Raw genomic sequence first — 23,211 nt, 5'->3', positions numbered from 1 at the left:
GCCAGCGCGTACACAACGGTGGAGCCCCCCCGGGTCGCGGTCACGATCCCCGAACGACGCAGGACCGCCAGCTGTTGGGACAGCGCGGCTGGCTCACCCCCGATCTCGGTGAGCAGGTCGCGTACAGGCGCCGGCCCGTCCTGCAACATCTCCAGCACCCGGATGCGCACCGGATGCCCCAGCATCCGAAAGAACTCGGCCTTCGCCTGGTACAGCGGAACCGGCACGGTCTCGAACCCTCCTCCCACCCCGGGACACCTGGGCATTGCCAGGCGCTGCGCCCACGGCTACCTACGGACACAGCCACCACAGCATGTAGTGAATTGCAGAATTTCGCAATTCACTGACCCGATGGGCCGGAGTACCCTCTGGATCTCATCGAGCGGGGTCAGGCGATCCAGACCAACTGCACCGAGGAGATCCTGGCGAAGAGCGTCTTCCACGCCGGCTTGGAGGCGGTGAAGTCGGTCGCGGCCCGGCTGCGGACGATGACCGGCGCGCAGCTGGACGGGGCGCGGCTGGTGGACGCGGTGCTGATGCCCGGCGGCGGCGGGATGGCGCGGGTGGCGGTGAACACCGGCAGTACGCCGACGGAGCTGGACGAGCAGAAGGGGCTGGCGAACCTGGTCAAGGGGCTGTTCTCCATGTTCCGGAACCCGGCTGCGCACGACCCGCGGCTGCACCGTCCGGTCGGTGACGCCGAGCTGCTGGAGCTGCTGACCACGCTGTCGATGGTTCAGCGGCGTCTGGACCACGCCCGCATCCGTCCGTGACGGGGCGGCCGGGCGCCGTTGCGGGGGTCGATGCCCGGTGATCGGGCGCGGCCGTCGGCGCATGCTGCGGGTTCTGGCCTGTTCGTGATGCTCCTCGTGCCGGGCAATCCCTGCAGGCCCGCCCGTGGACAATGACCACCGAGGCCTGCGCGGGTCTCGGTGGTCACGCGACAGAGCAAGGGACGTGTGTGGTGATCCCCTCCCCCTTCCGCCTCAAGGGCGGTGGCCCGTTGCTGGGTGCCGACGCCCCGGGCAGGCCCGGGCCCTTCGGCATCCGCGAAGACACCCGGGACGACGGGCCGCAGCCGGAGCCGTCGCTGCGGCCGGTGCTCGAGCAGTGGCTTCGCAAGGCGGGTCCCTCGCACCCGGTGCACATCCTCGCGCGAGAGTCCGGGCCGGGCCCGGGCGCGGCCCTGGACGTACTGGAGAGCCTGCTGGGCACCTTCGAGACGGCATCCGGCGGACAAGACCGCGAGCTGGACATCAAGCGCGGCGACTTCGCCGCGCTGACGACCATGGGAGCGCTGCTCGACACCCGGGCCGAGCTCGTCGTGGCGACCTCCGTCACCGCGGCCGGCATCGGCTTCCACCTGGGCAACACCAAAATCGCCAATCCCGACCTGATCCTGGCCAGGGGGCCCGCGCCCGGTGTGGGGATCGAGGTCACCGCGCGGGCGCCGCAGAACATCGCCGAGCTGTGCGAGCGGCTGGAGACCGACATCCTGGCCCTGCACCCCGGCTGGGACGCAAAGGTGGTCTTCAGCTCCTACCCCAGCCGCCTGACCGCGGCCGTAACGGACCAGGTGATCGCCGCCGTCTCGGCTGCGCACCAGAGCGCACTGTCGCAGGCACGCTCCGGCGCCGAAGCGGAGGTCCCGGTGGACGACCGCAAGAACGGTGCACCGCTGACGGTCACCGTGCAGCTGGGTCCCGGCTCGGGGCGCACCCGGTGGGAAGTGTCGTCCAGCGAGCTCACCGACCCCCTCACGGCTGCGGAGTACGCGGTCTTCGACGCCGGGCGCGGCGCAGCGAAGGCGGCTCAGGGCAGGTCTCTGGGCGCGCCGGTGGTGCTGGTCGTGGACATCTCCCGGTACGGCGCGGCATGGATCCGGCCCGGGCACATCTGGGCCGGCCGGCTCGCCGTCAGCACCCAGTTCACCGCGGACTATCCCTTCGCCGCGGTCGCCGTCATCGGCCAGAGCCTGGACCATCCCGGCCTCACAGATGTCGGCGCCGGTATCAGCCCCCATCTGCCCGATGCCACCCGCCGCACCCTGCAGGAGCTGTTCACCACGCATGGCTGGCCCGCCGCCTGACACGACGCCAGCTCGACCGGCCCTGGCGTCGGAGGCGCGACCGTGCACCAGGCCCAGAGGCGTGTCAGCAGGTCGGGCCGGTTGTCGGTGCCGGGTGCGATGATGCTGCGGTCACAGGCAGGGGGAGGGCTGTTGGCCATCGAGTGGGACCGGATCGGGCAGCCGGTGTTCGACCGGATCGTCGAGGCGCTGGTGCACCGCCTGTACGACCAGACGGCGCAGGTGCGTGCGGTCAATGGGCGCGGCGGGGACGGTGGCATCGACATCGAGGTGCGTTCCGGCTCGCGGCTGCGGATCTACCAGTTGAAGTACTACGTCGACGGCTTCCCGACGTCGATCAAGGGCCGTCGGGCTTCTATCAAGCGGTCGTTCGCCCGGGCGATGGCCCACCATCCGTACGAGTGGGTGCTGGTGGTGCCCTGCACGCTCAGTCCTGGCGAGCGCGCGTTCGTGGAGGAACTGGCGGCTGGACGCGGGGTGGAGACCCGGGTGATGGACCGTGCCGAGCTGGATGACCGGATGGCGGCTCACTCGGATCTGGAGGCGTCGTTCACCCGGGACCCGCTGCTGGAAGCCGCGAAGATCTACGGTCAGGAGAAGGCCTTCCTCATGGGAGGCGACCGTGACCTGGGTGAGCGGGTCACCGCGCTGGGCACGGTGGTGGACGGTCGGTCTTGATCCCCACTGGACGATGGACTTCGCCCGCCAGGGCGAGACGGTCGTCCGGACGCTGCGGGCCAAGCATCCGCGGGCGCATGAGGTCAGTCCCATCACGCTGCGGCTGGCCGGCCGGCCCGGCTCCATGGATGCGGACCTGTCCGCCGCGGTGCACAGGATCCTTGGCTTCGGGATCGCCGAGGAGGTGGTCTTTCCGTCCGCCGTGGTGGAGTCGCTCACTATCGACGGGCCGCCGTGGCTGGCGAAGACCCTGACCGACGTCGAAGTGATCTGGCGTCCCGCAGGCTCCCTTCCCGGCGCCGGAGCGCCGGCAGAAGTGGCCTTCCACGACGAGACCGGCGCCACGCTCGCCTCCTACACCGGGCGGGTCAACGCTCTGCGCAGCGGCAGCGCGGGCCGCTCGGTCGACGTCGACCTGCACGGCGGCCGCCTGCTCATGCTCCTCCCCCACAACGAGGAGCAGGCCGGGACCGTCCGGTTCACCTTCGATTTCGAAGGTGCCACGCCCGCCCAGGCTCTCAGGCGCCTGGGGCTGCGGCGCCGGGTCATGGCTGGAGGCTCCTTCGTTCTGAGGGTCGACGGCAAGACCGCGGGCCACGGCGACATAGCGGCCGGCGGCGCCGCCCAGCGCGACGAGCTCGACCAGTTTCGTCTGTATGTCGAGGACTTCGAGATCCTGCAGCGCCACTGCGAGCAGGAGTTCCCGCTCCCCCGTGACATCTCCCATGCCGAGCGGGTCATGCTGCGTGCCGCCCGGCTCCTGGTCGAAGGGCACTGCGTCATCTCACCGTTTCACAGCACCGTCCCGGTCACGCTCACTGGCCGTGACGACGAGGTCGTGCGGTCCGTCCTGAACGGGGACACCGGCGCTTTCGGCCTCACCCATCCGTACTTCCACGTCACCGTCGCGGGACGCCGCCTGGACCTCGGTCCCATCCTGGGCTTCCACACCCAGGTCGTTGCCGACGACGAGGGACGTCACCAGGCCCTCGCAGCGCTGGATGCCGGGCGGGGCGAAGGCGCCCGTGTTGTTCTCCGGCCGGTCGGTGGTGAGAACTACCGGCTGTGCCTGCAAAGCGTCGACCCGCACCGGCCCCTGGTGCCTGTCCCCCTCGGTCTGCCCGGCTACCCCGAACCCACCTGACCCGGACGCTGCGGCCCTGGCGGACGGCCTCACTCTCCGGTCTGCAGTACGTCCTCGGGAAAGTCATGGGGAGGCGATCCGGCAAGGAAGGCACCCAAGGGCTTGTCGACCAGGTCTTCGCGGCCGGTACCGGCGGCGGCATCGTCAAGCAGCGGCCCCAGATCGTCCGTGCCGACGGGGGTGATGACGAGCCAGCGCAGGATGACCTGCCGGGTGATCAGTCTCAGCTCATGCAGCGTCCGCAGCTTTTCCGACGCACCCCGTTCGGTGATCAGGTCGCCGTGGACATACGTGGACCGGGCGCTGTAGGCCTTCTGCACGACGGTCTTCGCCCGTTCCCGGTGGTCGGGGGTGAGGAACAGAGCAGACGCTCGGGTGTGGATGGTCTTGCTGATGCCCTCATGCGTGCCATCAGGGCTGGCCATGAGTGCTTCCAGGGCGATGACGTAGTCGAGATGAACCTCGTCGGCTTCTTCCTCCCACACCCAGTCGCCGCTGAAGGTGCGCTGGTAGGCGCGTAGCAGGTGCCGGGCGGCGCGCTCGAGCCGGCGGGCGCGCTTCCTCGGCAGTCTGCGGCCGCTGTCGGCTCCGGCCATGACCGCGTCGATCTTGGCCGTGATGGCGGCGCAGAAGGCCTCCAGGCCCGGGCGGTCTTCGGCGGTGACACGATAGGTGCCCGTTGCGCGGACGTCGACCATGGCGTCCATCCCGTACTCGTCCGCGACGATCCTGGTCCTGGACGGCACGTCGCTGGGGTTCATGCCGAACCGGCGGCCGCGTTCGACGTCGAACACCGCCTCTACCCGCAGGGGTTCGGGGCTCCACAAGATCAGCGGGAGCAGGGACCGCCAGTGCCCGGCTTCGGGCCGTGGCCCGTGCACGGGCTCGTGCGTGCTCCGGGTGGGTGTGCGGTCCGGGGCAGGGATGTGGATGAACGGTGCGCCGGTGAGGAGACCGAGATCCACTGTGCCGGGCCTGCGGTCATGGATCGAAGGAATGGGGCCAAGCTGCCGGAGCTCGTCGGGGGTGAACGTCTGCAAGGTGTGGCGGCCCAGCGGGATCCGTGTGTCCTCGGGGAAGGCGCCGTCGAGCAGGAGCCACTCCTCTGTGACAGGGGCCGGGGCCGTGCAGAAGGCGACGAAGCTGTCCGCGACCTCGGCTTCCCGGACGGACGCGCCCTGGGCGATCAATCGGGTCGCATCACCCAGGCCCGACCGGCCAAGCACGACCCAGTAACTGGGCTGCCAGTCACCGTCGATCTTGGCGAACAGGTCACGACGATCGGCCCCCAGCGACACCGCATTGCTGAGGTCCTCCCACTGCGGGAGTGTCGCAAGTGCCACGTCGGTGATGGCCTGGGGTATCGAGGGCAAACCGTGCGCGTGATGCAGCCACGTATGGACCGCCTGCCGAAGTTCCGAATGGTCTTCCACACCGCACGAAGCTAGTGCAACGAGTGGCTACCGATATCTGGTCGTGCTGGCCGCTGTGGCGCTGGGTGCTGCCTTCGCCCGGGATCCGGGCACCGTCAGCCCAGCACTCGGCCATGCACCTCTCGCTGAGCAGCTGGGCGGGCCGCAGGCGGCCGATGCCCCCGCCGGAGCACGGCACGAGGAGAGCGGCCTGTCCCGGTTTCCCGCGCCACGGGCCGGAGGAGGGGCTCAGTTTTATGTGCGGTCCACCAGGCGGGCTTGCCGCGTCATTACGGGTGCCTGTCGTCTCGGGTGCGGGCCACGATGACGACTGGCGCCGCCGGTGCTGTGGACGAGTCCGGGTGCGGCCGGGGGCGGGCCGCTCCGGCGGTGACCGGAACGGGTTGGTCAAGGCGCATACCGGCACGAAGTGTTGGGCATGCACCACGTCGCCCTGACTGGGCGGTAGCGGTGGCAGGGAACCCGAGGAGGACTGTGACAGCGTTCAGTGAGCTGATGGCCTCGTGGAGGCAGCGGCGGCCGACCGCGCCGTACGGCACCGGACACGTGATGTTCGACGTCATCGACATCGACGGCGACAACGAGATCAGCAAGGACGAGTTCGCCCGCTTCCTGCGCGATGTGTGGCCGACCGATGGTTCCATGGACACCTTCATCCAGCTCGACACCGACGGTGACGGAGCGATCTCCCGCCACGAATTCATCCGCGCCGTACGCGAGCACTTCCTGTCCAACGACCCTGAGGCACCTGGCAGCATCCCGTTCGGACGCGTCTGACCCACCACCCTCGGGGCCGGCAACAGCGCCTTGACGGGCAGCCTTCACCCCCGATCATCAGATGCTGCCAGCAGGTGACCCCCAGGAAGCATGGACCCAGGGGTCACGTGCTGGCGGGGGCCGTAGAATTCCTGGCCATGCCCGCTTCCGTATCTTTGCCGGCGTCTGTGGCCGTCCCCGCACCCCGCCGGCCCGTGCGCAGCCGGGTCCGGCACGGTCAAGCATCCTGCGCCGACTACGGCTGCGCTGAGCCGGTCTGTCGGCAGGCCCAGCGAAGGGCCCGGCGTCAACGCGCGCGGGACCACGCTGCCGGTCGGCCGGCCCGCGTCGATCCCGGCCAAGCTGCCGATTACGCCGCTCTCCTGCGGCGACGGGGCATGGCGGCTCAGGACATCGCGGACGCTTCCGGAATCTCCGTCACGCTGATTCGTCGCCTGCTACGGCCGCCGGCCGCCAGGCCTGGCCGGATCGCCCGCACCACCGCCGACGCCATCCTCGGCATCAACACCCCCACCACGCGCATCAGCGCCGACGGCGGGCAGGGCCTGACCGACGCCGCACACGCCGCTGCGATACTCAACTCCCTCGCCGCCGCCGGATGGCCCGCCACCTACCTCGCAACCCGCCTGGGCATCAGCACCCAGACCATCACCGCCATCCGCGACCAACGCCGTACACGCCTGCGCATCCACCTCGATCAGCGCATCCGCCACCTCTACCCGAAACTCGCCACCACCACCCCCGGCGCGGCCGGCATCCCACCCGCCGCCACCGCCCGCACGCTCTCCCACCACCAGCGTCGGCACGACAGCGTGCCAACGCAGAAAACAGCCTGAACATCACGCGAAGAAGCATCGGTGAGAGGTGGTGGCACCACGCCGTCGGATACTGGCACCCACAGTCCGTCAGTTCCCCTGTCTCAATGCCGCGGCCAGCGGATTCCGGATCTCGGTGATGCTCCGGCCGGTCCCCTCGGCAACCCCCGCCGTGCTCTCCCCCGCCTGCACCGCGGCGACCACCGCCTCCCTGAGCCGACGACGGGCCGCCACCACCGCGCCTCGGACTCCCGCACTGCAGCCGCCGCATCCTCCAGACCACCCGGAGCGGCACTCACCGTCACCGCGCCATCCTGACAGAACACCCACACCAGGCTGCCATCGCCCGGAACAAACCCACCAGGCCCGGCAACGCGCCGGTACAGGACCGGCCGTAACCGCCGGCTCCCCCGGGCTACACGCCGGTGCCCCGCCCGGTCAGCGGGCGTCGTGCTGCCAGTCCCACCAGTACAGGTCGGCTTTGCGCGGCGCATACACTGCCCGCCCACCCGGTCCGCACCGCCCCACATCGCTACGCAGCGCAAGGCGTTGGCCTGAGACCGTCAGCTGCCGATTGCCCGATGGTAGAGGGCGACCGGCGACGGCCCCCACCGTGTCGGGCCAGCGGGGGCCTCCTGCCGTCCAGCAGCGAGGGCTCTGCCCGATGGGGACGAGCAGAGTCCTCTACGTGCAACAGTAGCCGCCTGCCCCGAGACGACTGCAGCCGGTCTCTGCGGCCGGGCGTGATCGGCCCCCGGCCCGGCATGCGCTGCCAGCATCGGATAGGCGTGACACCCACGGCGGTCGATCTGAGCGACCCCGAACGCTGCGAGTGGCGTAGAGCGGGCCCGGCAGTCTGGACCTGAAGGTCCACCGGTGACGGCTCCGGCCCCTGCCCCGCCCGGGCGGATTCCGAGCGACGGGGGCCTCCTGGTTCCCGGGCAGCTCCGCCCCGAGAGCAGCACGCAGGTACCGGGTCGCAAACGGAGTCGCTCCTCCTGGTGTCCCCTCGACCCGGCAGCGGCATCCCGGCCAGATGCCCGCCATCGTGCATCACTCTCTGGAATGCCCACCGTTGGCCGGGCCAGGCAGGTACAGGGAGTCTGGGACGGACGACGGGTGACCGGGACAGAGGGAGGGGCCACATGGCCAATGTCGGTGGCATCATCCCGGACAGGCCGGGTGAGGTCGCGCGCTCCGTTCGGTGGTTGCCTGCCGTGCTGCTGGTCTGCGGCTTCCTGGTGGACTACTTTGCACCGGTGCAGTTCAGCGGGGCGGCGTTCTACTCCGTGGCCCCGATGATTGCCGCGGCGCTGCTGTCAGCGGACGGGACGATCCTGACCGGCCTGTGCGCGATCGTGGCCGATGCGGTCACCCTCGGGCACTTCGGTCTGCTCGCCACCGGAAGTGGGATGAGCGAGCTGATGTCGATCACGGCAGTCGCCTTGGGCTCCGTAGTGATCAACCGCCTTCTGCTCGTGCGTGACGCCCGGCTGCGTTCGGCCCAGAGCATCACCGCAACAGTGCAGCGGGCAGTACTGCCGGCGCCACCGGCTCGCGTCGGAGCGCTGCGGATCGCCGCACGCTACGAGGCCGCCGAACAGGAGGCCGACATCGGCGGAGACCTGTACGCGGTACAGACCACGCCCTACGGGCTGCGCTGCATCATCGGCGACGTCTGCGGCAAAGGCATGGACTCCGTCGAGGCCGCCATCGCCGTCGTGGGAACCTTCCGCATGGCCGCCGACGAAGAGCCCACGCTGGCCGGCGTCGTCGCCCGCCTGGACCGGGCCCTGCACCTGGGCGCCCAGCGGGCGGACCGGCCGTGGGGCCGGGGCGAATGGTTCGCCACTGCCCTGATCGCCGAATTCCCGCCCGGCACCCAGGAAATGCGCCTGATCAACCGCGGCCACGCCGCCCCCTTCCTGCTCCACAAAGCCGCGGTGCGCGCCATCGAGCCCACCCGGCGCGCCGTGCCGCTGGGCCTGGGCCTGGGTGACGAACCGGACCTGCCGGACACGGTGGCGATGCTGCCCGGATGCACCGTGCTGTTGTGCACCGACGGCATCCACGAGGCACGCAACCGGCACGGGGCCTTCTACGACCCGCAGGCTCGGCTGGCGACGGTACGCTTCAGCACGCCTAACGAGCTGCTGCGAAAGCTCATCGACGACATCGACCGGCACACTGCCGCTCCCCGTAGCGACGACACGGCACTGCTCGCTTTCACCTACGACCCATGAACCGCCTGTTGCGCACACGCGTGCCCCACTGCCGCCGCACCCAGTCACCGGCCTCCCCCACCCCCGCCAACAGCGCGGCAGACGCGGCGCACCCCGCGACGCGCACAGGCCGATGCAGCCCCTTGCCCACCAGCCACAAAATAAGGGTGCCCACCATCCACCAGGCGATGACCGACCAGGTCGAAGGCCACCAGCGCGGCTTCGCCGTCACCGTGCGGCGTGCGTGGTTCGACGTGCGGCGATGGCTATCAGTACGCATCCGCCCACTGCCAGGACTCCGCCGGCGAGCACGCCGGCCAGCGTCACCTCCGGGGTGGCTCCGGCCAAGCGGGGAATCGCGTTGAGGGGAGCGGGTGCGTAGATGGCCAGGAGCGCCCAGCCGCGGGGGCGGACGGGTGTCAATCGGCTGCGCAGTCGTCCCGGTACCCAGTCGGCCGCCATGGCTGTTCCTGCGGGTAGCAGGGTAAGGGAGAAGACCGTCGGACCGATCCACTGCCAGGTCATCGTCGTATGGCTCCATTGTTGGTTGGACAGGTGTGAGGGCGCTTCGCGGCTGTCGGATGTCAGCGCTCGCTGTTCGGGTGAGCGATCGGGGCGGTGAGGACGATCACGCGTGCGGGCGCCGATGCTTCGGGGCGTTCATCAGCCGCCTTGCCCGTTCTGGCGGCTGACGGGGGCGGCGCCGGGCAGACCGGTGCGCTGGTAGATGTCGGGAATGCCGTCGGCGTCCTGGTCGAGGTTTTCTTCTTCGCACAGCCTTCGGTAGATCGCGTTGCGCCGCCGGAGCAGGACGGCTGCGAGCGTGGCGGCGATGAGGGAGGCGATGAGGACGGCGGCTTTGACGTGCTCGCCGACAACAGTGCCGGGGAAGGCGAGTTCGTTGATGAGCAGGGCGACGGTGAAGCCGATGCCGGCCAGCACGGACAGGCCGAGGACGTCGGCCCATTCCAGGTCCGGGTTGAGGCGGGCCCGGGTGAAACGCGCGGCCAGGTACGTTCCGGCGAAGATGCCGAGGGCCTTGCCGAGGACCAGGCCGATCACGACGCCGAGCGGTTCGGGGCTGGTGAACACCTCGCCCAGCGCGGCGCCGGAGATGCTCACGCCGGCTGCGAACAGCGCGAACAGCGGTACCGCGATCCCGGCAGACAGGGGGTGCACCAGGTGCGCGACCCGCGAGGCGGGGGAAGCCGCCTCGCCCTGGTCGCGGGTAGTACGCAGGATCAGGCCCATGGCGACGCCGGCGACCGTGGCGTGGACGCCACTGTTGTACATCAGCGCCCAGATCGCTGTCCCGAGCGGCACGTACCACCACCAGCCGCGTACCCGAAGCCGCTGGAGCAGGTAGAAGACCACGAGCCCGGCGAACGCCCCGGTCAGCGCCCAGAAGTTGATGCCGGAGGTGAAGAACACCGCGATGATCAAAATCGCGCCCAGGTCGTCGACGACGGCCAGGGTGAGCAGGAACGCACGCAGTGCGGCCGGCAGGTGTGTGGACAGCACGGCCAGGACTGCCAGGGCGAAGGCGATGTCGGTTGCCATCGGTACTGCCCAGCCGTCCAGGCCGCCGCCGCCTGCGGTGACGGTGACGGCGTACAGGGCTGCGGGTGCGGCCATGCCGCACACGGCGGCGATGATCGGCAGGGCGGCGGTGGCAGGGGTCCGCAGTTCGCCGGTGATCAGTTCGCGCTTGAGCTCGATCCCGGCGACGAGGAAGAAAACGGCCAGCAGCCCGTCGGCGGTCCAGTGCCCCACTGAGAGATCCAGGCCCAGCTCGCTGATTCCGAAGTGGACATCGCGGACGTGCTCGTAGGTTCCGCTCCATGGGCTGTTCGCCCAGACCAGCGCGGTCACGGCCGCCGCGAGCAGGACCAGGCCGCCGGTCGTCTCGGTACGCAGGGCCCCGGTGATGGCCTGCCGCTCGGGCAGCGGCAAAAGCCCAGGAAGAGGGGACGCGGGCGGTCAGCAGGCATGACGGGGGAACTCCAAACGCCAGAAAATGGGCACACGGCCCCTGACGCCGACCAGACTTCCCGGCACACCCCGCGCCCATTTCTTGACGCGTTCTTTACACCCTACCCCGGCCTCGACCAGGGCCAGCCGCGGAAAGCAACCGGGCCACAGCCCTGCCCCGCTGGCTGATGCGACCACACGCGACAGGAACCAGCGATCCCGCCACATCATGCGATGTACCGCCCTCATGACAGTGAGCACCTGGGGATGTACCGCTCCGTGTCAGTAGCCAGACATCGTCATAAGCCAAAGACCTGCGAGAACATCCATTTTGATCAACCGTCAGTACCATGAGCTCACTGACACGAAGCCGATACGTCGCAGGCGGTCCAAGACCGCAAGGGCGACCCCGCCCTGAAGGGCTATGGTTCCGCAGAGCGGGACCGCACCATCTGAATGCGGCAGCCCAGGACGGCGAGACACAGGAAAGATGCGGCAGAGCCCCTGCCGCTGCGTCGGCGACAAAGGCTCTGCCATGGGCCGGCGACCGGAGCGGACCTGTGCCTGCCACTGCCACCCTGCCCAGCCCCACCAGCCCACACCAGCCGACCGCCACCAACCGGGTGACAACACCCAGCGCAGCCCCACCGACATCGCGAAAAGCCCGTCACCGCCGGACCGCGACGGCCTGTGCACCACAAAACGCACCTCCCCCGCCCCAGCCGGCCGTTCCGTGGTCGCTCGGACGACGACGCGGCATATTCCGGAGGAGGTGGGGCCTAGTTGGTTCCGGCTGTGAGTTCACTGAACAGCTTGTTCGCCGACTCCGAGGCGAACTGGCGCTGGAGCTCGGCGCGGGCGATCTGCTTCTTGAACTCGCCCTCGAAGTTGGTGAATCCGGCGTTGTGCATGGTGTCGGTGATCCATGTGGCGAACGCCTGGTAGTTCCAGATGTGCGGCAGGCAGGTCTGCGAGTAGCTGTCGAGGAGGCTGGGGTCACCCTCGGTGGCGTGGCGGATCACTGCGCGGGCGAAGACCTCGGTGTCGTGCAGAGCGAGGTGGATGCCCTTGGCGCTCATCGGCGGCACGATGTGCGCGGCGTCGCCCAGGAGGTAGAGGTTGCCGTAGCTCATCGGGTCGAACACCACGCTGCGCAGCGGAACGATCTGCTTGGACAGGATCTGCCCACGCGAGGGCGGCGTGCCGAAGCGGGCTTCCAGCTCGCTCCAGATGCGCTCGTCCGGCCACCGTTCGGGGGTGTCGTCGACCGCGCACTGCAGGTAGATGCGGCTGGCTTCGGCGCCGCGGGGTATCATCCCGGCCAGGCCCCGTTCGTGGATCGCCATGCCCGAGGGCCGGGTTTCGGTGGCGGCCAGGACGCTGAGCCAGGAGTAGCCGTACTCGTGCGAGTACTCGGTCAGCGCGGAGGCGGGGATGGACCGGCGGGAGACGCCGTGGAAGCCGTCGCAGCCGGCTACGAAGTCGCACTCGATGGCCCGCGCCGCGCCCTTGGCGTCTCGGTAGCGCACCACCGGGCCGCCCTCGGTGAGGTTCTCTGGAGAGACGTCCGCGGCCTCGTAGCGCAGGTCACCTCCTTCGCGGAGAAAGACGTCGGTGAGGTTGCGCACCAGGACCTGCTGCGGGCAGTACAGGCTTTCGTTGTCGTCCTCGTCCTCGTCCACGTCGATCGGCATCGCGGCGCCGTCGATGTAGAAGCCGCCCTCGCTGTGCGGGATCGGGTCGCCCGCCAGGACTTCCGCCAGGCCCCATTCGCGGAACAGGCGCACCCCGAAGGTGTCGATCGTTCCGGCGCGCTGGCGCTTCTCGACGTAGGCGCGGGGGTGCTTCTCCAGCACGACGCAGTCGACGCCGTTGCGCAGCAGGAAGTTGCCGAGGGCCAGACCGGCGACGCCGGCCCCGATGATGACGACGGCCGTGTCGTCGCGTGTCTCAGTCATGCGTGCGGGCCTTTCGTGATCCGTGCAGTGGTCGGTACGCCGAGGCGTACATCGCGGCGCCAGCCATCACGGCTGGCGCGCGCTCGCTGCCCACTGTGGAAGGCCCGGCAGGTCGCAGACCACTGGTAAGTAGACGCTTGATGCCGGAAAGCCGCCAAGGTGACGGGAAGCGCGATCACCATGCGCACGACCAGTGCAAACAGGGCGAACAGCCCGGGTGGAGGCTAGCGCGCGTGGATGCGCAGGCCGGCCTGGTAGCGGCCGGGGGTCTGGCCGACGACCTCGGTGAAGGCGTCGATGAAGGTGGAGGGGTTGGACCAGCCGCAGGCGATGGCGGTCTCCGTCACCGTCAGCCCGTCGGTCAGGTGCGCCAGGGCGTGGTGGATGCGCAGAGTGGTTCGCCAGCGGTGGAAGCTGATGCTCAGCTCGGTGTGGAACAGGCGGCTGAGCGTGCGTTCGCTGGCCCCCACTGCCCGGCCGAGCTCGGCGAGGGTGGAAGGCCGGGCGGGGTCCGCGCGCAGCAGGTCGGTGGCGGCGCGCAGCCGGTCGTCGCTGGCTTCGGGAAGGTGGAGGGAGGTTTCGGCGGCGTCGGCCAGCTCGTCCACGATGACGCCGAGCAGGCGCCGGTGGGCGCCGGCCCGCCGTTCCGGTTCGTCGGTGAGCGCCAGGAGGGCCTCGCGCAGCAGCGGGCTCACCGCGAAGACGCTGGGGTGGCCGATGAGCTCGGCGCACAGGTCGAGCGGTACGGACACCAGCCGTACGTCGGTCTGGCCGTAGAAGCGGTGCGAGTGGGCGAAGCGGGGTGGCGTCCAGGTGATCCGGTCCGCCGGGGCGACCCAGGTGCCGCGCTCCGTCGCCGTGGCCAGGGCGCCGGCGGCGGCGTAGACCAGTTGGCCCTGAACGTGGCTGTGAGGGTCGAGCTGGAAGCCGTGCGGCAGCCAGGCACCGCCATGCAGGATCTCCTCGTCTGCGTCTGCGTCGGCGGGTGGCGGTGAAGGTTGGCGGGTTGTCGGCATCAGGCGTCAGTTTACCGGTGGTGTCGTACGAAGTGCCCCGCCGACAGTGGTCGCATGACAACGATGAAGCTCAAGTCCCGTCCTCGAGGGAGGTAGCAGTGGCCTCCCGGATCCAGCGCCCGCGCAGACGACGGATGATGTCGCTGACCGTGCAGGGAAGCGAGCAGCCCAGTCCGCACTTCATGACCGTCACGCTGGGCGGCGAGGACGTCCAGCACCTTCAGCGGTCAGGCTTCGACCAGTCGGGACGTCTGTTCTTCGCCGACCCCGACGACGACGCCGCAGAGGTGTTCCTGCCCAGCAGCGAGCGGTGGATTCTCCAGCTCACGCTCCAGGGCGGCAAGCAGCGTCCGCGGGTGAGGACCTACTCGATCCGGCGCTTCCGGCCCGAGGCGTCGGAGTTCGACATCGAGATCTCGCTCCACGCTGTCGACAGCCCCTGCGCGGCCGGCCCGGGTACCCGATGGGCGCGGGCCGCCGAGCCCGGCACCACGGTCGCGTTCCTCGACGAGGGACACAGCTACGCGCCCGCCCCCGGGGCCGCCTGGCAGCTCTTGGTCGGTGACGAGAGCGCCCTTCCGGCGATCCTCGCCATCCTGGAACAGTCCGCGGCAAACCTGCCCGCCGAGGTCTTCCTGGAAGTCCCGTCATCCGAGGACATCCGCAGCGACGTCACGGCACCGCCGGGCAGCATCGTCCGCTGGCTGCCCCGCACCGATGCGGGCGCGAAACCCGGTGCCCTCGCCCTGGACGCGGTGAAGCAGGCACGGCTTCCCGACGGCCCCTTCTATGCCTGGACAGCTGGCGAGTCCTCGATGGCCACCGGCATCCGCCGCCACCTCGTCAGCGAGCGCTACGTACCGAAGTCCGATATCTCTTTCCGCGGCTACTTCAGTTACGGGCGCGCCAGCCTCTAACACCCCGCCACGCAACCACCCCTCATGCGCCTCGCCTGTCGTCAAACGATCGAATGACGACAGGCGCGGCAGGCGTCCAATGAACCCGGTGATTCCGGGGCCCGACGGCGGCTCCGATCCGATGACGGCTGACGACAGGTTTAGACGACACCCAAGATCCGACGCGGCTGCAGAAGCGGGGAAACAGCGTGGCCAATCTCGTCTACAAGCGGGTGTCGACCGACCAGCAGTCCACCGGCCGTCAGGACCTTGTCCTGGCCGAGGCCGGGATCGAGGACCCGATCGTCTTCGAGGAGGACCCGGGTACCTCCAGCCGCCTCGGCGCCGGCAGGCAGCCGGTCCACCTTCACCTGCAGGATGCCAAACCCCAGCCGTGTGCAGAGCTCCATCAACTGCGGCAGCAACGCCGTCCCCGTCCGGTACGTCAGGGACAGCTCCGTAATCGTTGCCGCTCCGCCGGGCCGCAGATGCGGGGCGACCCGGGGGTAACCGCGAACCACCAGGAAGTGCAGCACGGTGGCCGCCAGAGCGAGAATCGGCAGACCGCCCCCGCACGCCATACCGATCGCGCACGTCAGCCACACCGTCGCAGCGGTCGTCAGCCCGCGTACCGCGTCGCGCCGCACGAAGATCAGACCACCGCCGATGAAGCCGATCCCGGAGACGATCTGCGCGGCCACCCGGGACGGGTCGAAGGACACGTTCTCCAGGCCGAGCACGGCGGTGAAGCCGTGCTGGGAGACTTCCATCATCAGCGCGCTGGCGACACCGACCAGCGTGTGCGTGCGCAGCCCCGCGCTCTTTTGGTGCGCGGCCCGCTCCCAGCCGATCAGACTGGACAACACCAACGCCAGCCCCAGCTCGGCCAGCTGCCGCAGGCCCTGCCCGTTCGCCACATCCCACAGCGGCGCACCCACAGTGTCCACGCCCACCTCCACCGACCGCGGCGAACCCGGACCCCTGGGCCGCCGCCTCCCACCGATCAATCCCCACATCGTGCCCACTGACCAGCAGATCAACGCGCATGCAGCCGGGCAAGGGATGCTGTCGTCCGTCGATGATCGAACATGCCTGGCCGGCCCGGGGCGGCGGGCGCACAGGTCCGCCGGTGTGTGGAAGGCTGTCCGCCCACGAGGGGAAGCGACGGACCGCCACCACGGGAGGGGACACGATGCGCGACGCGTACCACGAGGAACTGAATTCTATTGGGACAGACCTGGTCGACATGGCCCAGCTGGTCAGTTCCGCCATGCGACGTGCCACCACGGCACTGCTGGATGCCGATCTGGCGCTCGCCCAGGGCGTGATCGAGGGTGATGAACAGGTCAACGCCCTCCAGCACGCGCTGGAGAACCGGGCCATAGACCTGCTGGCCCGGCAGCAGCCCGTCGCCACCGACCTGCGGATCGTGGTGACGTCACTGCGGATGAGCGCGGATCTCGAGCGGTCTGGCGACCTGGCCAAACACGTGGCCAAACTCGCCCAGCTCCGCGCGCCCGGCCGGGCCATCCCGGACGACCTGAACGACACCATCGGCGAAATGGGCGAGCTCGCGCAGCGTCTGATGAACCAGGCCGCCGACGTCCTGGTCAGCCGGGACGTCGACCGCGCCCTGGCCATGGAACGCGACGACGACCACATGGACACCCTGCACCGCACCCTGTTCCAGCACCTGCTCGACAAGCACTGGAAGCACGGCGTGGAGACCGCCGTCGACGTCACCCTGGCCGGCCGCTACTACGAACGCTTCGCCGACCACGCCGTCGCCGTCGCCAACCGCGTCGTCTACCTCGTCACCGGCGAACACGCCGACACCCTCACCCCGCCCCCCGTGATCCCGGCAGGCAACCTGCCCTAGCCACGGCGCCGGACGGCATCATGCCCCCGTGGTGACCGGGCGTACCCCGTTCGGACCGGCAGCAGTGGGCACGGGAAGACTGCGTGCCTACGCTCATTGGATCGTCCGCAGCATCAGCCCTCGGTCTGAAAGAGCCCGCAGCATGCCCACAACCCGCCTGCTATGCCGCAGCGAGAAGTCGGCGGCCGCCGTCGTCGCCATGGGACAACAGCCCGCCGACTTCGAGTACACCATCGACCACCGGGGGCCCGTCGTCCTCATCGGCTACCGCAGCGCCCTGTGGCCCCTGGACATCGCCGAATGGGCCGCCCTGGAAGGACACGCCACCGACCAAGCCGCAGCCCACCTCATCACCACCCTCCCCACACGCCCTTGAAAAGCGACGGGCCGCGGTAGCGCGGACCCGTGGCCCGCTCGGAGAACGGCGTGACCACCTGACCGGCAGCAGGTCATGCCACGTGGGCAAGCCTGCAGTGCCAGCAGGCTTGCCCACGTGCCCACTCGGCTTGCCCGCAGGTTGTCAGCTACGGAAACGGGCGAGCCAGCCGCTGGCCCTGCGTGCGGCTTCGGCGGCAGCTGCCGCCTCTTCCTGCTCGCGGCGTTCGCGCTCTTCCTGTTCGGCCCGGAGCGCGGCGACCCTGGCGTGGCTCTCGCATTCCTCGCACAGGGTCGGGTGCCAGTGGGTGTTGGCCTCGGGAGATCTGCGGGCAGCTTCCCAGCGGGTGCCGGGGAACTTCGCCTCGCAGTTGACGCAGGCCGGGCGCTCGGCTTCGCGTTCGGCCGCCTTCTGCTCGGCCTTGCGCTGTTGTTCGGCCTCGTACGCGGCCTGGCGGGCCTTGTCTGCCGCGCGGGCGCGGGCGTGGGCGGCATCTTTGCGGGGATTGCCGATGGCATCGGTGAGGGTCTGCACGTGGTCCGGCCGAAACGCTGGAAGACGGCTCCGGCCGGGCCGTGCCCCCGCAGGTTCGTCCGAGTGCGGCGCCGGGACCGGCCACGGCCGACCACCACGTCCCCGGAGTGCGCAGGGCGCGGTACACCTGGTCTACAACCTCTTCGCGATCACCGCGATCTACGTGATACCACTCCTGCGCCCCGTGCCACTGTTCTGCACCGAGAACCTCGCCCGCATCGCCCCCCAACACCGGTGGATCCTCGCCGTCTACCTCGGCACCGTCTTCATCACACTGCCCGCCCTGGTCATCGTGCTGGTAGGCGTCCTCTGAGCAACAAGACCTCGGGTCGGTGACTGCCCGCCCGGCCAGTGCCGTCATACGGCACCGGGCCGCCACCGGCCGGACAGGCGCCCCCAGACTACGGCCGGGCACTGGGTCCCCGCCGGGCCGGGACAGCGCGGCACTCGAAGAGGTAACCGGTCAGAGAAAGTTGTCCGGGTCGGCCACCCGCGGCAGATTCCGTGCGCGCCGCCGATACGCCACCTGGCGGGTCACCGCGGCACTCGAAGAGCGGCCACCACAAATCCCGGCGAGGCCACCATCTTGCGCCCCCATGACAAGGGCTTTTGGCAAATCCCGCGACCCGAATGGCGGTCAGCCACTGCCCCACCGGTGCGCACCCGAACCCCGCCACTCCACCCAGCGCGGATCATCCACCAGCAGATCCGGGGCCGGCATCCCAGCCGACCGCAGGATCAGCACCAAATCACGCTCGGAGAACGCCACCCCCAGATACGCGTCCGCCCGACCCTGGCGATGTATCGTCACCAGCCTGCCGCCGCTCACCGACAGGCCGTGCACCACAAACCGCGCCTCCTCCATCACCCCAGCCTGCCCCACCAGCAGCCACTGTGCGCACCAGCCCCCCAACCGGCGCGCAGCACCACCCAAGGGCTACTTCGCCCGAGGTGCCGATCGCCGTCACGAGCAAGGACCGCCGGCGTCTCTCGGTGACGGGCGGAAAGAGGGGGAACTGGCCTCGACTGCGGTAGTCGGCTGGGGCGCCGGGCAAGCGAAGATGCCCGGCCGGCCCGGGGCGGCGCGCCTACCAGTTTCCCGGGCGTGTGGAAGGCTGACCGCCCGCGGGGGAAGACGACGGACCGCAGGTACGGGAGGGGACGCGCTGCGCGAGGCGTATCACGAGGAACTGGAAGCCATTGGTGCGAGCCTGGTCGGCATGGCCCACCAGGTCGGATCCGCCATGGGACGAGCCACCACTGCTGTGCTGACCGGCCACTTATCGCTGGCCGAAGCCGTGATCGCAGGAGATGAGCGGGTCGATGCCCTGCAGCGGAGCTGGAGGACCGGGCGATCGCTCTGCTCGCCGGGCAGCAGCCCGTCGCCACCGACCTGCGGATCGTCGTCACCTCGCTGCGCATGAGCGCCGACCTCGAGCGCTCCGGCGACCTGGCGGCACACCCGGCCAAACTGGCCAGGCTCCGCTTTCCGCAGCGAGCGGTGCCCGAGGACCTGCACGACACCATCGCGGAGATGGGCGACCTCGCGCAGCGTCTGATGGCCCGGGACGCCGACCGAGCCTGGCCATGGACCAGGACGACGACCGCATGGACACCCTGCACCGCACCCTCTTTCAGCACCTGCTCGACAACCACTGGAAGCACGGCGTGGAAACGGCCGTCGACGTCACCCTGGCCGGCCGCTACTACGAACGCTTCGCCGACCACGCCGTCGCCGTCGCCAACCGCGTCGTCTACCTCGTCACCGGCGAACACGCCGACACCCTCACCCCGCCGCCCGTGACCCCGTCAGGCAACCTGCCCTGACACCCACGCCGCCGGACGGGTCGGCCACAGCGGCCTGTTCGTCTTCCTGTTCGGGTACTGGCGCGCGGCCGGTGCGTAGTGACCGGATCGCGGGGCAGACGCAACGTCAGGAGGTTGACGACATGGTTCCTTTGCTGCTTGTCCTGCTACTCGCCCTGGTCCTGTTCGGCGCCGGGTTCGCCCTCAAGGCACTGTGGTGGATCGCCATCATCGTGCTGGTGGTCTGGGTGCTCGGTTTCGTCTTCCGGGGCGCCGAGAGCGGCAGCCGCCGCCGGTGGTACCGATGGTGACCTGACCCCACCACCCCCCATTCAAGGGCGGGGTTCGCGCTGCCGACAGGGCCGCGAACCCCGCCCTTTGCACTGCACGGCGACGACGAGTCGGGGTAGACGAACCCCTGGCGGCTCGCCGGCGTCGCGCCCTTGGAACCAGCGCGAACCTCCCCGGCGAGCCGCCCCCATGGACACCGCCAGCACCGCACTCGTGCGGACCGACGCCCCGCTCCGTCCGCACGGCACCAAATCAGAACATTCGTCGCCTTTCGTCCGCCAAGGGAGACGGCGCTGCCCCGATGGGGTGTCAGGGGTGCGGCGCTGGCGGCAGGGCGGGAAGCGTAATGAGGGCGCGGTCCCGTCCATCTCAAGAGCGGATGGGGCCGCGTCCACGTGGAGCCGGGGATTCACCACCGCGACGGACGCACGGCAACGCCACGCCTGGACCAGTTACCCGCACCTCGCTCCCTTACACCGCGCAATGAGACGCGACCGTTGCCGGCGCCCGGTCGTTGAGCACTGTCGACGCACGGGTGGCGGCCGGTCTGCCGCGCAGCACGGGCCCCGGATCCGTGCTTCCCGGGGGCCCTGCGAAGAGTGTGCTTCGCGGACGACGGCGCGCCCGAGGACGGACAGCTCGACGACGGCACCACGCCCGCCCATCGGCAGGGGCCCCAGCGCTGCGGGACGATGCGTGACCCTGTCCGGGCCGGGCACGAGTCGGGCTGACCTGCATCCATGTCCGCCTTACAGAGTGCCCTTCCCGCGATCACCAAGATCACCTCCCGTATTGGCATGCGCAGGATCATTTTTACTAGGTACAGTCGGCCGCCTGGCTCAGGCCGCTCCCGGCGTGTAGGCAGCATTTAACCTGATGGACACACCACATCAGACCGGATGGCTCTCGCCCACGCCGGGCCTTAGCACGACTAAAGGTGCGCCGTTGGCGCTTCTGTGCGCCCCATCCCCCATCCGGGTGATGGATGGCATCATTGCTGCTCATGACATCCGGGCCCGCCTTCCGGCTCGCGCGTGCCGCGGTGTTTGCGGCCGTGTGTGTCGTGGTGACAGGTCTCGGACACGCGCTGATGTCGCGGGAGGTTCCGGGCTGGGCGGTGGGCTACGCATTCGCCGCAACGACCGCCGGAGCGTGGTGGCTTGCCGGTCGCCGTGAGCGCGGTGCTCCCGTGGTGATGGTCGCCACCGCAGTTTGTCCTGCATGGCTGGTTCAGTCTCGCCCAGGCCTTCGTCGCCGCTCCATCGGGCGCCGGCCGGATTACTGTCGGCCATCAAGCCTTGGGCGCCGCGGAAGCGATGCCCATGAGCAGTGCTGCGATGAGTGGCTGGTCCGCTGGCATGTTCTCCGCTCACGTCCTGGCGGCGGTGCTGTGCGAGCTGTGGCTGTGGCGCGGCGAGGCCGCTGCCTTTCAACTTGGGCGCTCGTTGGCGGCGTTCGTCTTCGCTCCCTTCTGCTGGGCCTTCCGCGTCCAAGTCGTCGTCAGCGCTCCGGCTCCGACGACACCGGTGTCCTTTCACGCCCCCGCACGGCTGTCTCAGCAGGCCGCCCTGTGGCACGGCGTCACGCGGCGGGGCCCACCCCAGTCGGCGATGTGCTTCTGACCCCCCGTCTCGCTGCTTTGCGATGACGGGCGCAGTGCGGCATGCCCGCATGCACTGCTCGCCCGGCGCTTTTCTGCGCTCCGGCTGCGGCAGGCGGGCCAGGCCGTACCGCCGTTGAGGGGGACCGAATCGTCGACTTCGTGAGCGCCCGCGCCCATCGCGCCGGGCGCCGATTGGGGATGCACCCATGTCATCAACACAGGAACAAACACCGAGAGACGACCGCGAGGCCGTGGCCGTCGCGGAGGCTGATACGCCCGCGGTGGCCTCGATCGCCCCGGAGGGCGGGCCTGAAGGGCGCGGTCGTTCGTGGAAGGGGGTGCGGGCGCTGCTCGTGCGGCTGCACTTCTACGCGGGTGTGTTCGCCGCCCCCTTCCTGCTGGTGGCCGCGCTGACGGGGCTGGCCTACACCTTCACGCCCCAGCTCGACCAGCTCGTCTACGGCGATCAGCTCAGCGTGGCGAAGGTCGGGGACGAACCGCGCCCGCTCGCGGAACAGATCGCCGCGGCGCGAAAGGCCCACCCGGAGGGCACGCTGTCCTCGGTGATCACCCCGCCGGGGCCGGAGGACACCACGCGGGTGGTCCTGTCACTGCCGGAGCTGGGCGAGAACCAGCGCACGGTGTTCGTCGACCCCTACACCGCCGAGGTCAAGGGGGCGCTGACCACGTGGTACGGCTCCACGCCGCTGACGACGTGGCTGGACGACCTGCACCGCAATCTGCACCTTGGCGAGACCGGCCGCTTGTACTCGGAGACCGCCGCCAGCTGGCTGTGGGTGATCGTCGCCGGGGGGCTTGTTCTGTGGCTGGGACGCGCCCGCGGGCAGCGCGCCAGGTCGGCGCGCGGCGTACTGCTGCCGGACCGCTCCGCGCGGGGAGTGCGGCGTACCCGCAGCCGGCACGCTGCCACCGGCGTATGGCTCGCCGTCGGCCTGCTCGGTCTCAGCGCCACCGGCCTGACCTGGTCCCACTACGCCGGCGCCCGGTTCGGAGCACTGCTGGACGCGACCAAGGGGCACGCACCCGAGCTGGTCACCTCCCTGCCCGGCGAAGCCAGCGCGGCCGAGGGCGAGCCTGCGGGGCACGCCGGACACGGCACGGCCTCCGGCGCGGCGTCGGCCGACCCCGCGGCCTTCGACGCGGTCCTCGGGGTGGCCCGCGAGGCGGGGCTCGGCGGCCGGGTGGAGCTGACGCCGCCCGTTGATGCCACGAGCGCGTGGACCGTCGCCCAGGACGACGACCTCTGGCCGGTCCACTACGACCAGGTCGCCGTCGACGCCGCCAAGAGCGAGGTCACCTCGGAGAGCCGCTGGGCCGACTACCCACTGCCGGCCAAGCTCAGCAAACTCGGCGTCCAGGGCCACATGGCCTGCTGTTCGGCATCGTCAACCAGATCCTGCTGGCACTGATCGCGGTCGGCCTGATCTCCGTCATCGTGTGGGGCTACCGCATGTGGTGGCAACGGCGCCCGATGCGTGACGACCGCACGGCGGCCCTCGGCAAGGCCCCCGCACGAGGGACGTGGCGACAACTCCCCTTGCCGGTACTGATCATCGGCGTCCCGGCTGTCGCCGCGATCGGCTGGGCCCTGCCCCTGCTGGGCATCACGCTGATCGCCTTCCTCTTCTACGACATAGCGTTCGGGCTCTACCTGCGAACCCCCACCGCATAGTCGAATCGGGGCGATCAGGCAGCTATTTCC

Annotated in this window: 22 protein-coding genes and 2 pseudogenes; 15 read left to right on the top strand and 9 right to left on the bottom strand. The window is 69.9% G+C overall.

The window, feature by feature from the left end; translation table 11 throughout:
* A partial coding sequence (locus ABZ883_RS38510; protein ID WP_360915288.1) for a metalloregulator ArsR/SmtB family transcription factor occupies window positions 1-227 on the bottom strand: 227 nt, incomplete at its 3' end.
* 141 nt (window positions 228-368) lie between these two features.
* On the opposite strand from ABZ883_RS38510, the gene ABZ883_RS38505 reads away from it, so the two are divergent.
* The 4 genes from ABZ883_RS38505 (at window position 369) to ABZ883_RS38490 (ending at window position 3,911) form a co-directional block, all read left to right on the top strand.
* Window positions 369-773 carry a TIGR02391 family protein gene (locus ABZ883_RS38505; protein WP_360915295.1) on the top strand — a complete coding sequence of 135 codons (405 nt, stop codon included), beginning with the start codon at window positions 369-371 and terminating at the stop codon, window positions 771-773.
* A gap of 188 nt (window positions 774-961) precedes the next feature.
* Window positions 962-2,089 carry a hypothetical protein gene (locus ABZ883_RS38500; protein WP_360915285.1) on the top strand — a complete coding sequence of 376 codons (1,128 nt, stop codon included), beginning with the start codon at window positions 962-964 and terminating at the stop codon, window positions 2,087-2,089.
* Between the two features lie 132 nt (window positions 2,090-2,221).
* Window positions 2,222-2,767: a hypothetical protein gene (locus tag ABZ883_RS38495; protein WP_360915283.1), complete on the top strand. Its 546-nt coding sequence runs from the start codon at window positions 2,222-2,224 to the stop codon at window positions 2,765-2,767.
* Complete coding sequence (locus ABZ883_RS38490) at window positions 2,721-3,911, top strand: hypothetical protein (RefSeq protein WP_360915280.1); 1,191 nt, start codon at window positions 2,721-2,723, stop codon at window positions 3,909-3,911. Before ABZ883_RS38495 ends, ABZ883_RS38490 begins: the two co-directional genes overlap by 47 nt.
* 29 nt (window positions 3,912-3,940) lie before the next feature.
* Here ABZ883_RS38490 and ABZ883_RS38485 read toward each other — a convergent pair whose 3' ends face one another.
* Complete coding sequence (locus ABZ883_RS38485; RefSeq protein WP_360915277.1) at window positions 3,941-5,344, bottom strand: hypothetical protein; 1,404 nt, start codon at window positions 5,342-5,344, stop codon at window positions 3,941-3,943.
* Between the two features lie 474 nt (window positions 5,345-5,818).
* Here ABZ883_RS38485 and ABZ883_RS38480 point away from each other — a divergent pair, with 474 nt between their 5' ends.
* The 3 genes from ABZ883_RS38480 to ABZ883_RS38470 all read left to right on the top strand — a co-directional run bounded on the left by ABZ883_RS38480 (window position 5,819) and on the right by ABZ883_RS38470 (window position 9,179).
* Window positions 5,819-6,121 (top strand): EF-hand domain-containing protein, encoded by a 303-nt coding sequence (locus ABZ883_RS38480; RefSeq protein WP_360915274.1) that lies wholly within the window; start codon window positions 5,819-5,821, stop codon window positions 6,119-6,121.
* A gap of 377 nt (window positions 6,122-6,498) precedes the next feature.
* Window positions 6,499-6,957, top strand: coding sequence for a hypothetical protein (locus tag ABZ883_RS38475; protein WP_360915271.1), 459 nt, complete (start codon window positions 6,499-6,501; stop codon window positions 6,955-6,957).
* A 1,124-nt stretch (window positions 6,958-8,081) separates the two neighbouring features.
* The gene (locus ABZ883_RS38470) at window positions 8,082-9,179 is read left to right on the top strand and encodes a PP2C family protein-serine/threonine phosphatase (RefSeq protein ID WP_360915268.1); all 1,098 of its coding nucleotides are present in this window, start codon (window positions 8,082-8,084) and stop codon (window positions 9,177-9,179) included.
* A 207-nt stretch (window positions 9,180-9,386) separates the two neighbouring features.
* Here ABZ883_RS38470 and ABZ883_RS38465 read toward each other — a convergent pair whose 3' ends face one another.
* The 4 genes from ABZ883_RS38465 to ABZ883_RS38450 form a co-directional block, all read right to left on the bottom strand.
* Complete coding sequence (locus ABZ883_RS38465) at window positions 9,387-9,683, bottom strand: hypothetical protein (RefSeq protein WP_360915265.1); 297 nt, start codon at window positions 9,681-9,683, stop codon at window positions 9,387-9,389.
* A gap of 138 nt (window positions 9,684-9,821) precedes the next feature.
* Window positions 9,822-11,111, bottom strand: coding sequence for a Na+/H+ antiporter NhaA (gene nhaA, locus ABZ883_RS38460; protein WP_360915262.1), 1,290 nt, complete (start codon window positions 11,109-11,111; stop codon window positions 9,822-9,824).
* Window positions 11,112-11,908: 797 nt separating this feature from the next.
* On the bottom strand, window positions 11,909-13,087 hold the full coding sequence (locus ABZ883_RS38455; protein ID WP_360915259.1) for a 4-hydroxybenzoate 3-monooxygenase: 1,179 nt from the start codon (window positions 13,085-13,087) through the stop codon (window positions 11,909-11,911).
* A 224-nt stretch (window positions 13,088-13,311) separates the two neighbouring features.
* Window positions 13,312-14,103, bottom strand: a complete 792-nt coding sequence (locus tag ABZ883_RS38450) for an AraC family transcriptional regulator (protein WP_360915256.1) — start codon at window positions 14,101-14,103, stop codon at window positions 13,312-13,314.
* A 98-nt stretch (window positions 14,104-14,201) separates the two neighbouring features.
* Between ABZ883_RS38450 and ABZ883_RS38445 the strand changes: the two genes are divergently transcribed.
* Window positions 14,202-15,020, top strand: coding sequence for a siderophore-interacting protein (locus ABZ883_RS38445; RefSeq protein WP_360915253.1), 819 nt, complete (start codon window positions 14,202-14,204; stop codon window positions 15,018-15,020).
* A gap of 140 nt (window positions 15,021-15,160) precedes the next feature.
* Here the strand turns inward: ABZ883_RS38445 and ABZ883_RS38440 are convergent, their stop codons facing one another.
* Window positions 15,161-15,946, bottom strand: coding sequence for an MgtC/SapB family protein (locus ABZ883_RS38440; RefSeq protein WP_360915250.1), 786 nt, complete (start codon window positions 15,944-15,946; stop codon window positions 15,161-15,163).
* A gap of 245 nt (window positions 15,947-16,191) precedes the next feature.
* On the opposite strand from ABZ883_RS38440, the gene phoU (ABZ883_RS38435) reads away from it, so the two are divergent.
* Both phoU (ABZ883_RS38435) and ABZ883_RS38430 read left to right on the top strand, forming a co-directional pair.
* The gene (gene phoU, locus ABZ883_RS38435) at window positions 16,192-16,878 is read left to right on the top strand and encodes a phosphate signaling complex protein PhoU (RefSeq protein ID WP_360915249.1); all 687 of its coding nucleotides are present in this window, start codon (window positions 16,192-16,194) and stop codon (window positions 16,876-16,878) included.
* 142 nt (window positions 16,879-17,020) lie between these two features.
* Window positions 17,021-17,254, top strand: coding sequence for a hypothetical protein (locus ABZ883_RS38430; RefSeq protein ID WP_360915246.1), 234 nt, complete (start codon window positions 17,021-17,023; stop codon window positions 17,252-17,254).
* A 144-nt stretch (window positions 17,255-17,398) separates the two neighbouring features.
* On the opposite strand, the gene ABZ883_RS38425 is transcribed toward ABZ883_RS38430, so the two are convergent.
* Window positions 17,399-17,788: a hypothetical protein gene (locus ABZ883_RS38425; RefSeq protein ID WP_360915243.1), complete on the bottom strand. Its 390-nt coding sequence runs from the start codon at window positions 17,786-17,788 to the stop codon at window positions 17,399-17,401.
* A 184-nt stretch (window positions 17,789-17,972) separates the two neighbouring features.
* On the opposite strand from ABZ883_RS38425, the gene ABZ883_RS38420 reads away from it, so the two are divergent.
* Complete coding sequence (locus tag ABZ883_RS38420) at window positions 17,973-18,101, top strand: hypothetical protein (RefSeq protein WP_360915240.1); 129 nt, start codon at window positions 17,973-17,975, stop codon at window positions 18,099-18,101.
* A 324-nt stretch (window positions 18,102-18,425) separates the two neighbouring features.
* Here the strand turns inward: ABZ883_RS38420 and ABZ883_RS38415 are convergent, their stop codons facing one another.
* Window positions 18,426-18,653 (bottom strand): hypothetical protein, encoded by a 228-nt coding sequence (locus ABZ883_RS38415; RefSeq protein WP_360915237.1) that lies wholly within the window; start codon window positions 18,651-18,653, stop codon window positions 18,426-18,428.
* Window positions 18,654-18,954: 301 nt separating this feature from the next.
* Between ABZ883_RS38415 and phoU (ABZ883_RS38410) the strand changes: the two are divergent.
* From phoU (ABZ883_RS38410) to ABZ883_RS38395, 4 genes and pseudogenes are all read left to right on the top strand, one after another.
* Window positions 18,955-19,615, top strand: a pseudogene (phoU, locus tag ABZ883_RS38410) (phosphate signaling complex protein PhoU).
* A gap of 122 nt (window positions 19,616-19,737) precedes the next feature.
* Entirely contained in the window at window positions 19,738-19,905 is a 168-nt protein-coding gene (locus ABZ883_RS38405; protein WP_360915234.1) for a hydrophobic protein, read from the top strand.
* Window positions 19,906-21,243: 1,338 nt separating this feature from the next.
* Window positions 21,244-21,507 carry a hypothetical protein gene (locus tag ABZ883_RS38400; protein WP_360915231.1) on the top strand — a complete coding sequence of 88 codons (264 nt, stop codon included), beginning with the start codon at window positions 21,244-21,246 and terminating at the stop codon, window positions 21,505-21,507.
* A 187-nt stretch (window positions 21,508-21,694) separates the two neighbouring features.
* Window positions 21,695-23,181, top strand: a pseudogene (locus ABZ883_RS38395) (PepSY domain-containing protein).
* Window positions 23,182-23,211 lie beyond the last annotated feature (30 nt).

This window comes from Streptomyces sp. NPDC046977, assembly GCF_040644455.1.
Taxonomy (GTDB): Bacteria; Actinomycetota; Actinomycetes; order Streptomycetales; family Streptomycetaceae; genus Actinacidiphila.
The sequence above is the reverse complement of the archived record's forward strand: the minus strand, read 5'-3'. Positions and strand labels throughout refer to the sequence as shown.

Coding starts and splice junctions, on each gene's coding strand:
- ABZ883_RS38430 (WP_360915246.1), top strand. CDS start 17,021: ATGCCCACAACCCGCCTGCTATGCCGCAGCGAGAAGTCGGCGGCCGCC.
- ABZ883_RS38405 (WP_360915234.1), top strand. CDS start 19,738: ATGGTTCCTTTGCTGCTTGTCCTGCTACTCGCCCTGGTCCTGTTCGGC.
- ABZ883_RS38470 (WP_360915268.1), top strand. CDS start 8,082: ATGGCCAATGTCGGTGGCATCATCCCGGACAGGCCGGGTGAGGTCGCG.
- ABZ883_RS38450 (WP_360915256.1), bottom strand. CDS start 14,103: ATGCCGACAACCCGCCAACCTTCACCGCCACCCGCCGACGCAGACGCA.
- ABZ883_RS38400 (WP_360915231.1), top strand. CDS start 21,244: ATGTTCTCCGCTCACGTCCTGGCGGCGGTGCTGTGCGAGCTGTGGCTG.
- ABZ883_RS38475 (WP_360915271.1), top strand. CDS start 6,499: ATGGCGGCTCAGGACATCGCGGACGCTTCCGGAATCTCCGTCACGCTG.
- ABZ883_RS38465 (WP_360915265.1), bottom strand. CDS start 9,683: ATGACCTGGCAGTGGATCGGTCCGACGGTCTTCTCCCTTACCCTGCTA.
- ABZ883_RS38455 (WP_360915259.1), bottom strand. CDS start 13,087: ATGACTGAGACACGCGACGACACGGCCGTCGTCATCATCGGGGCCGGC.
- ABZ883_RS38415 (WP_360915237.1), bottom strand. CDS start 18,653: ATGGAGGAGGCGCGGTTTGTGGTGCACGGCCTGTCGGTGAGCGGCGGC.
- phoU (WP_360915249.1), top strand. CDS start 16,192: ATGCGCGACGCGTACCACGAGGAACTGAATTCTATTGGGACAGACCTG.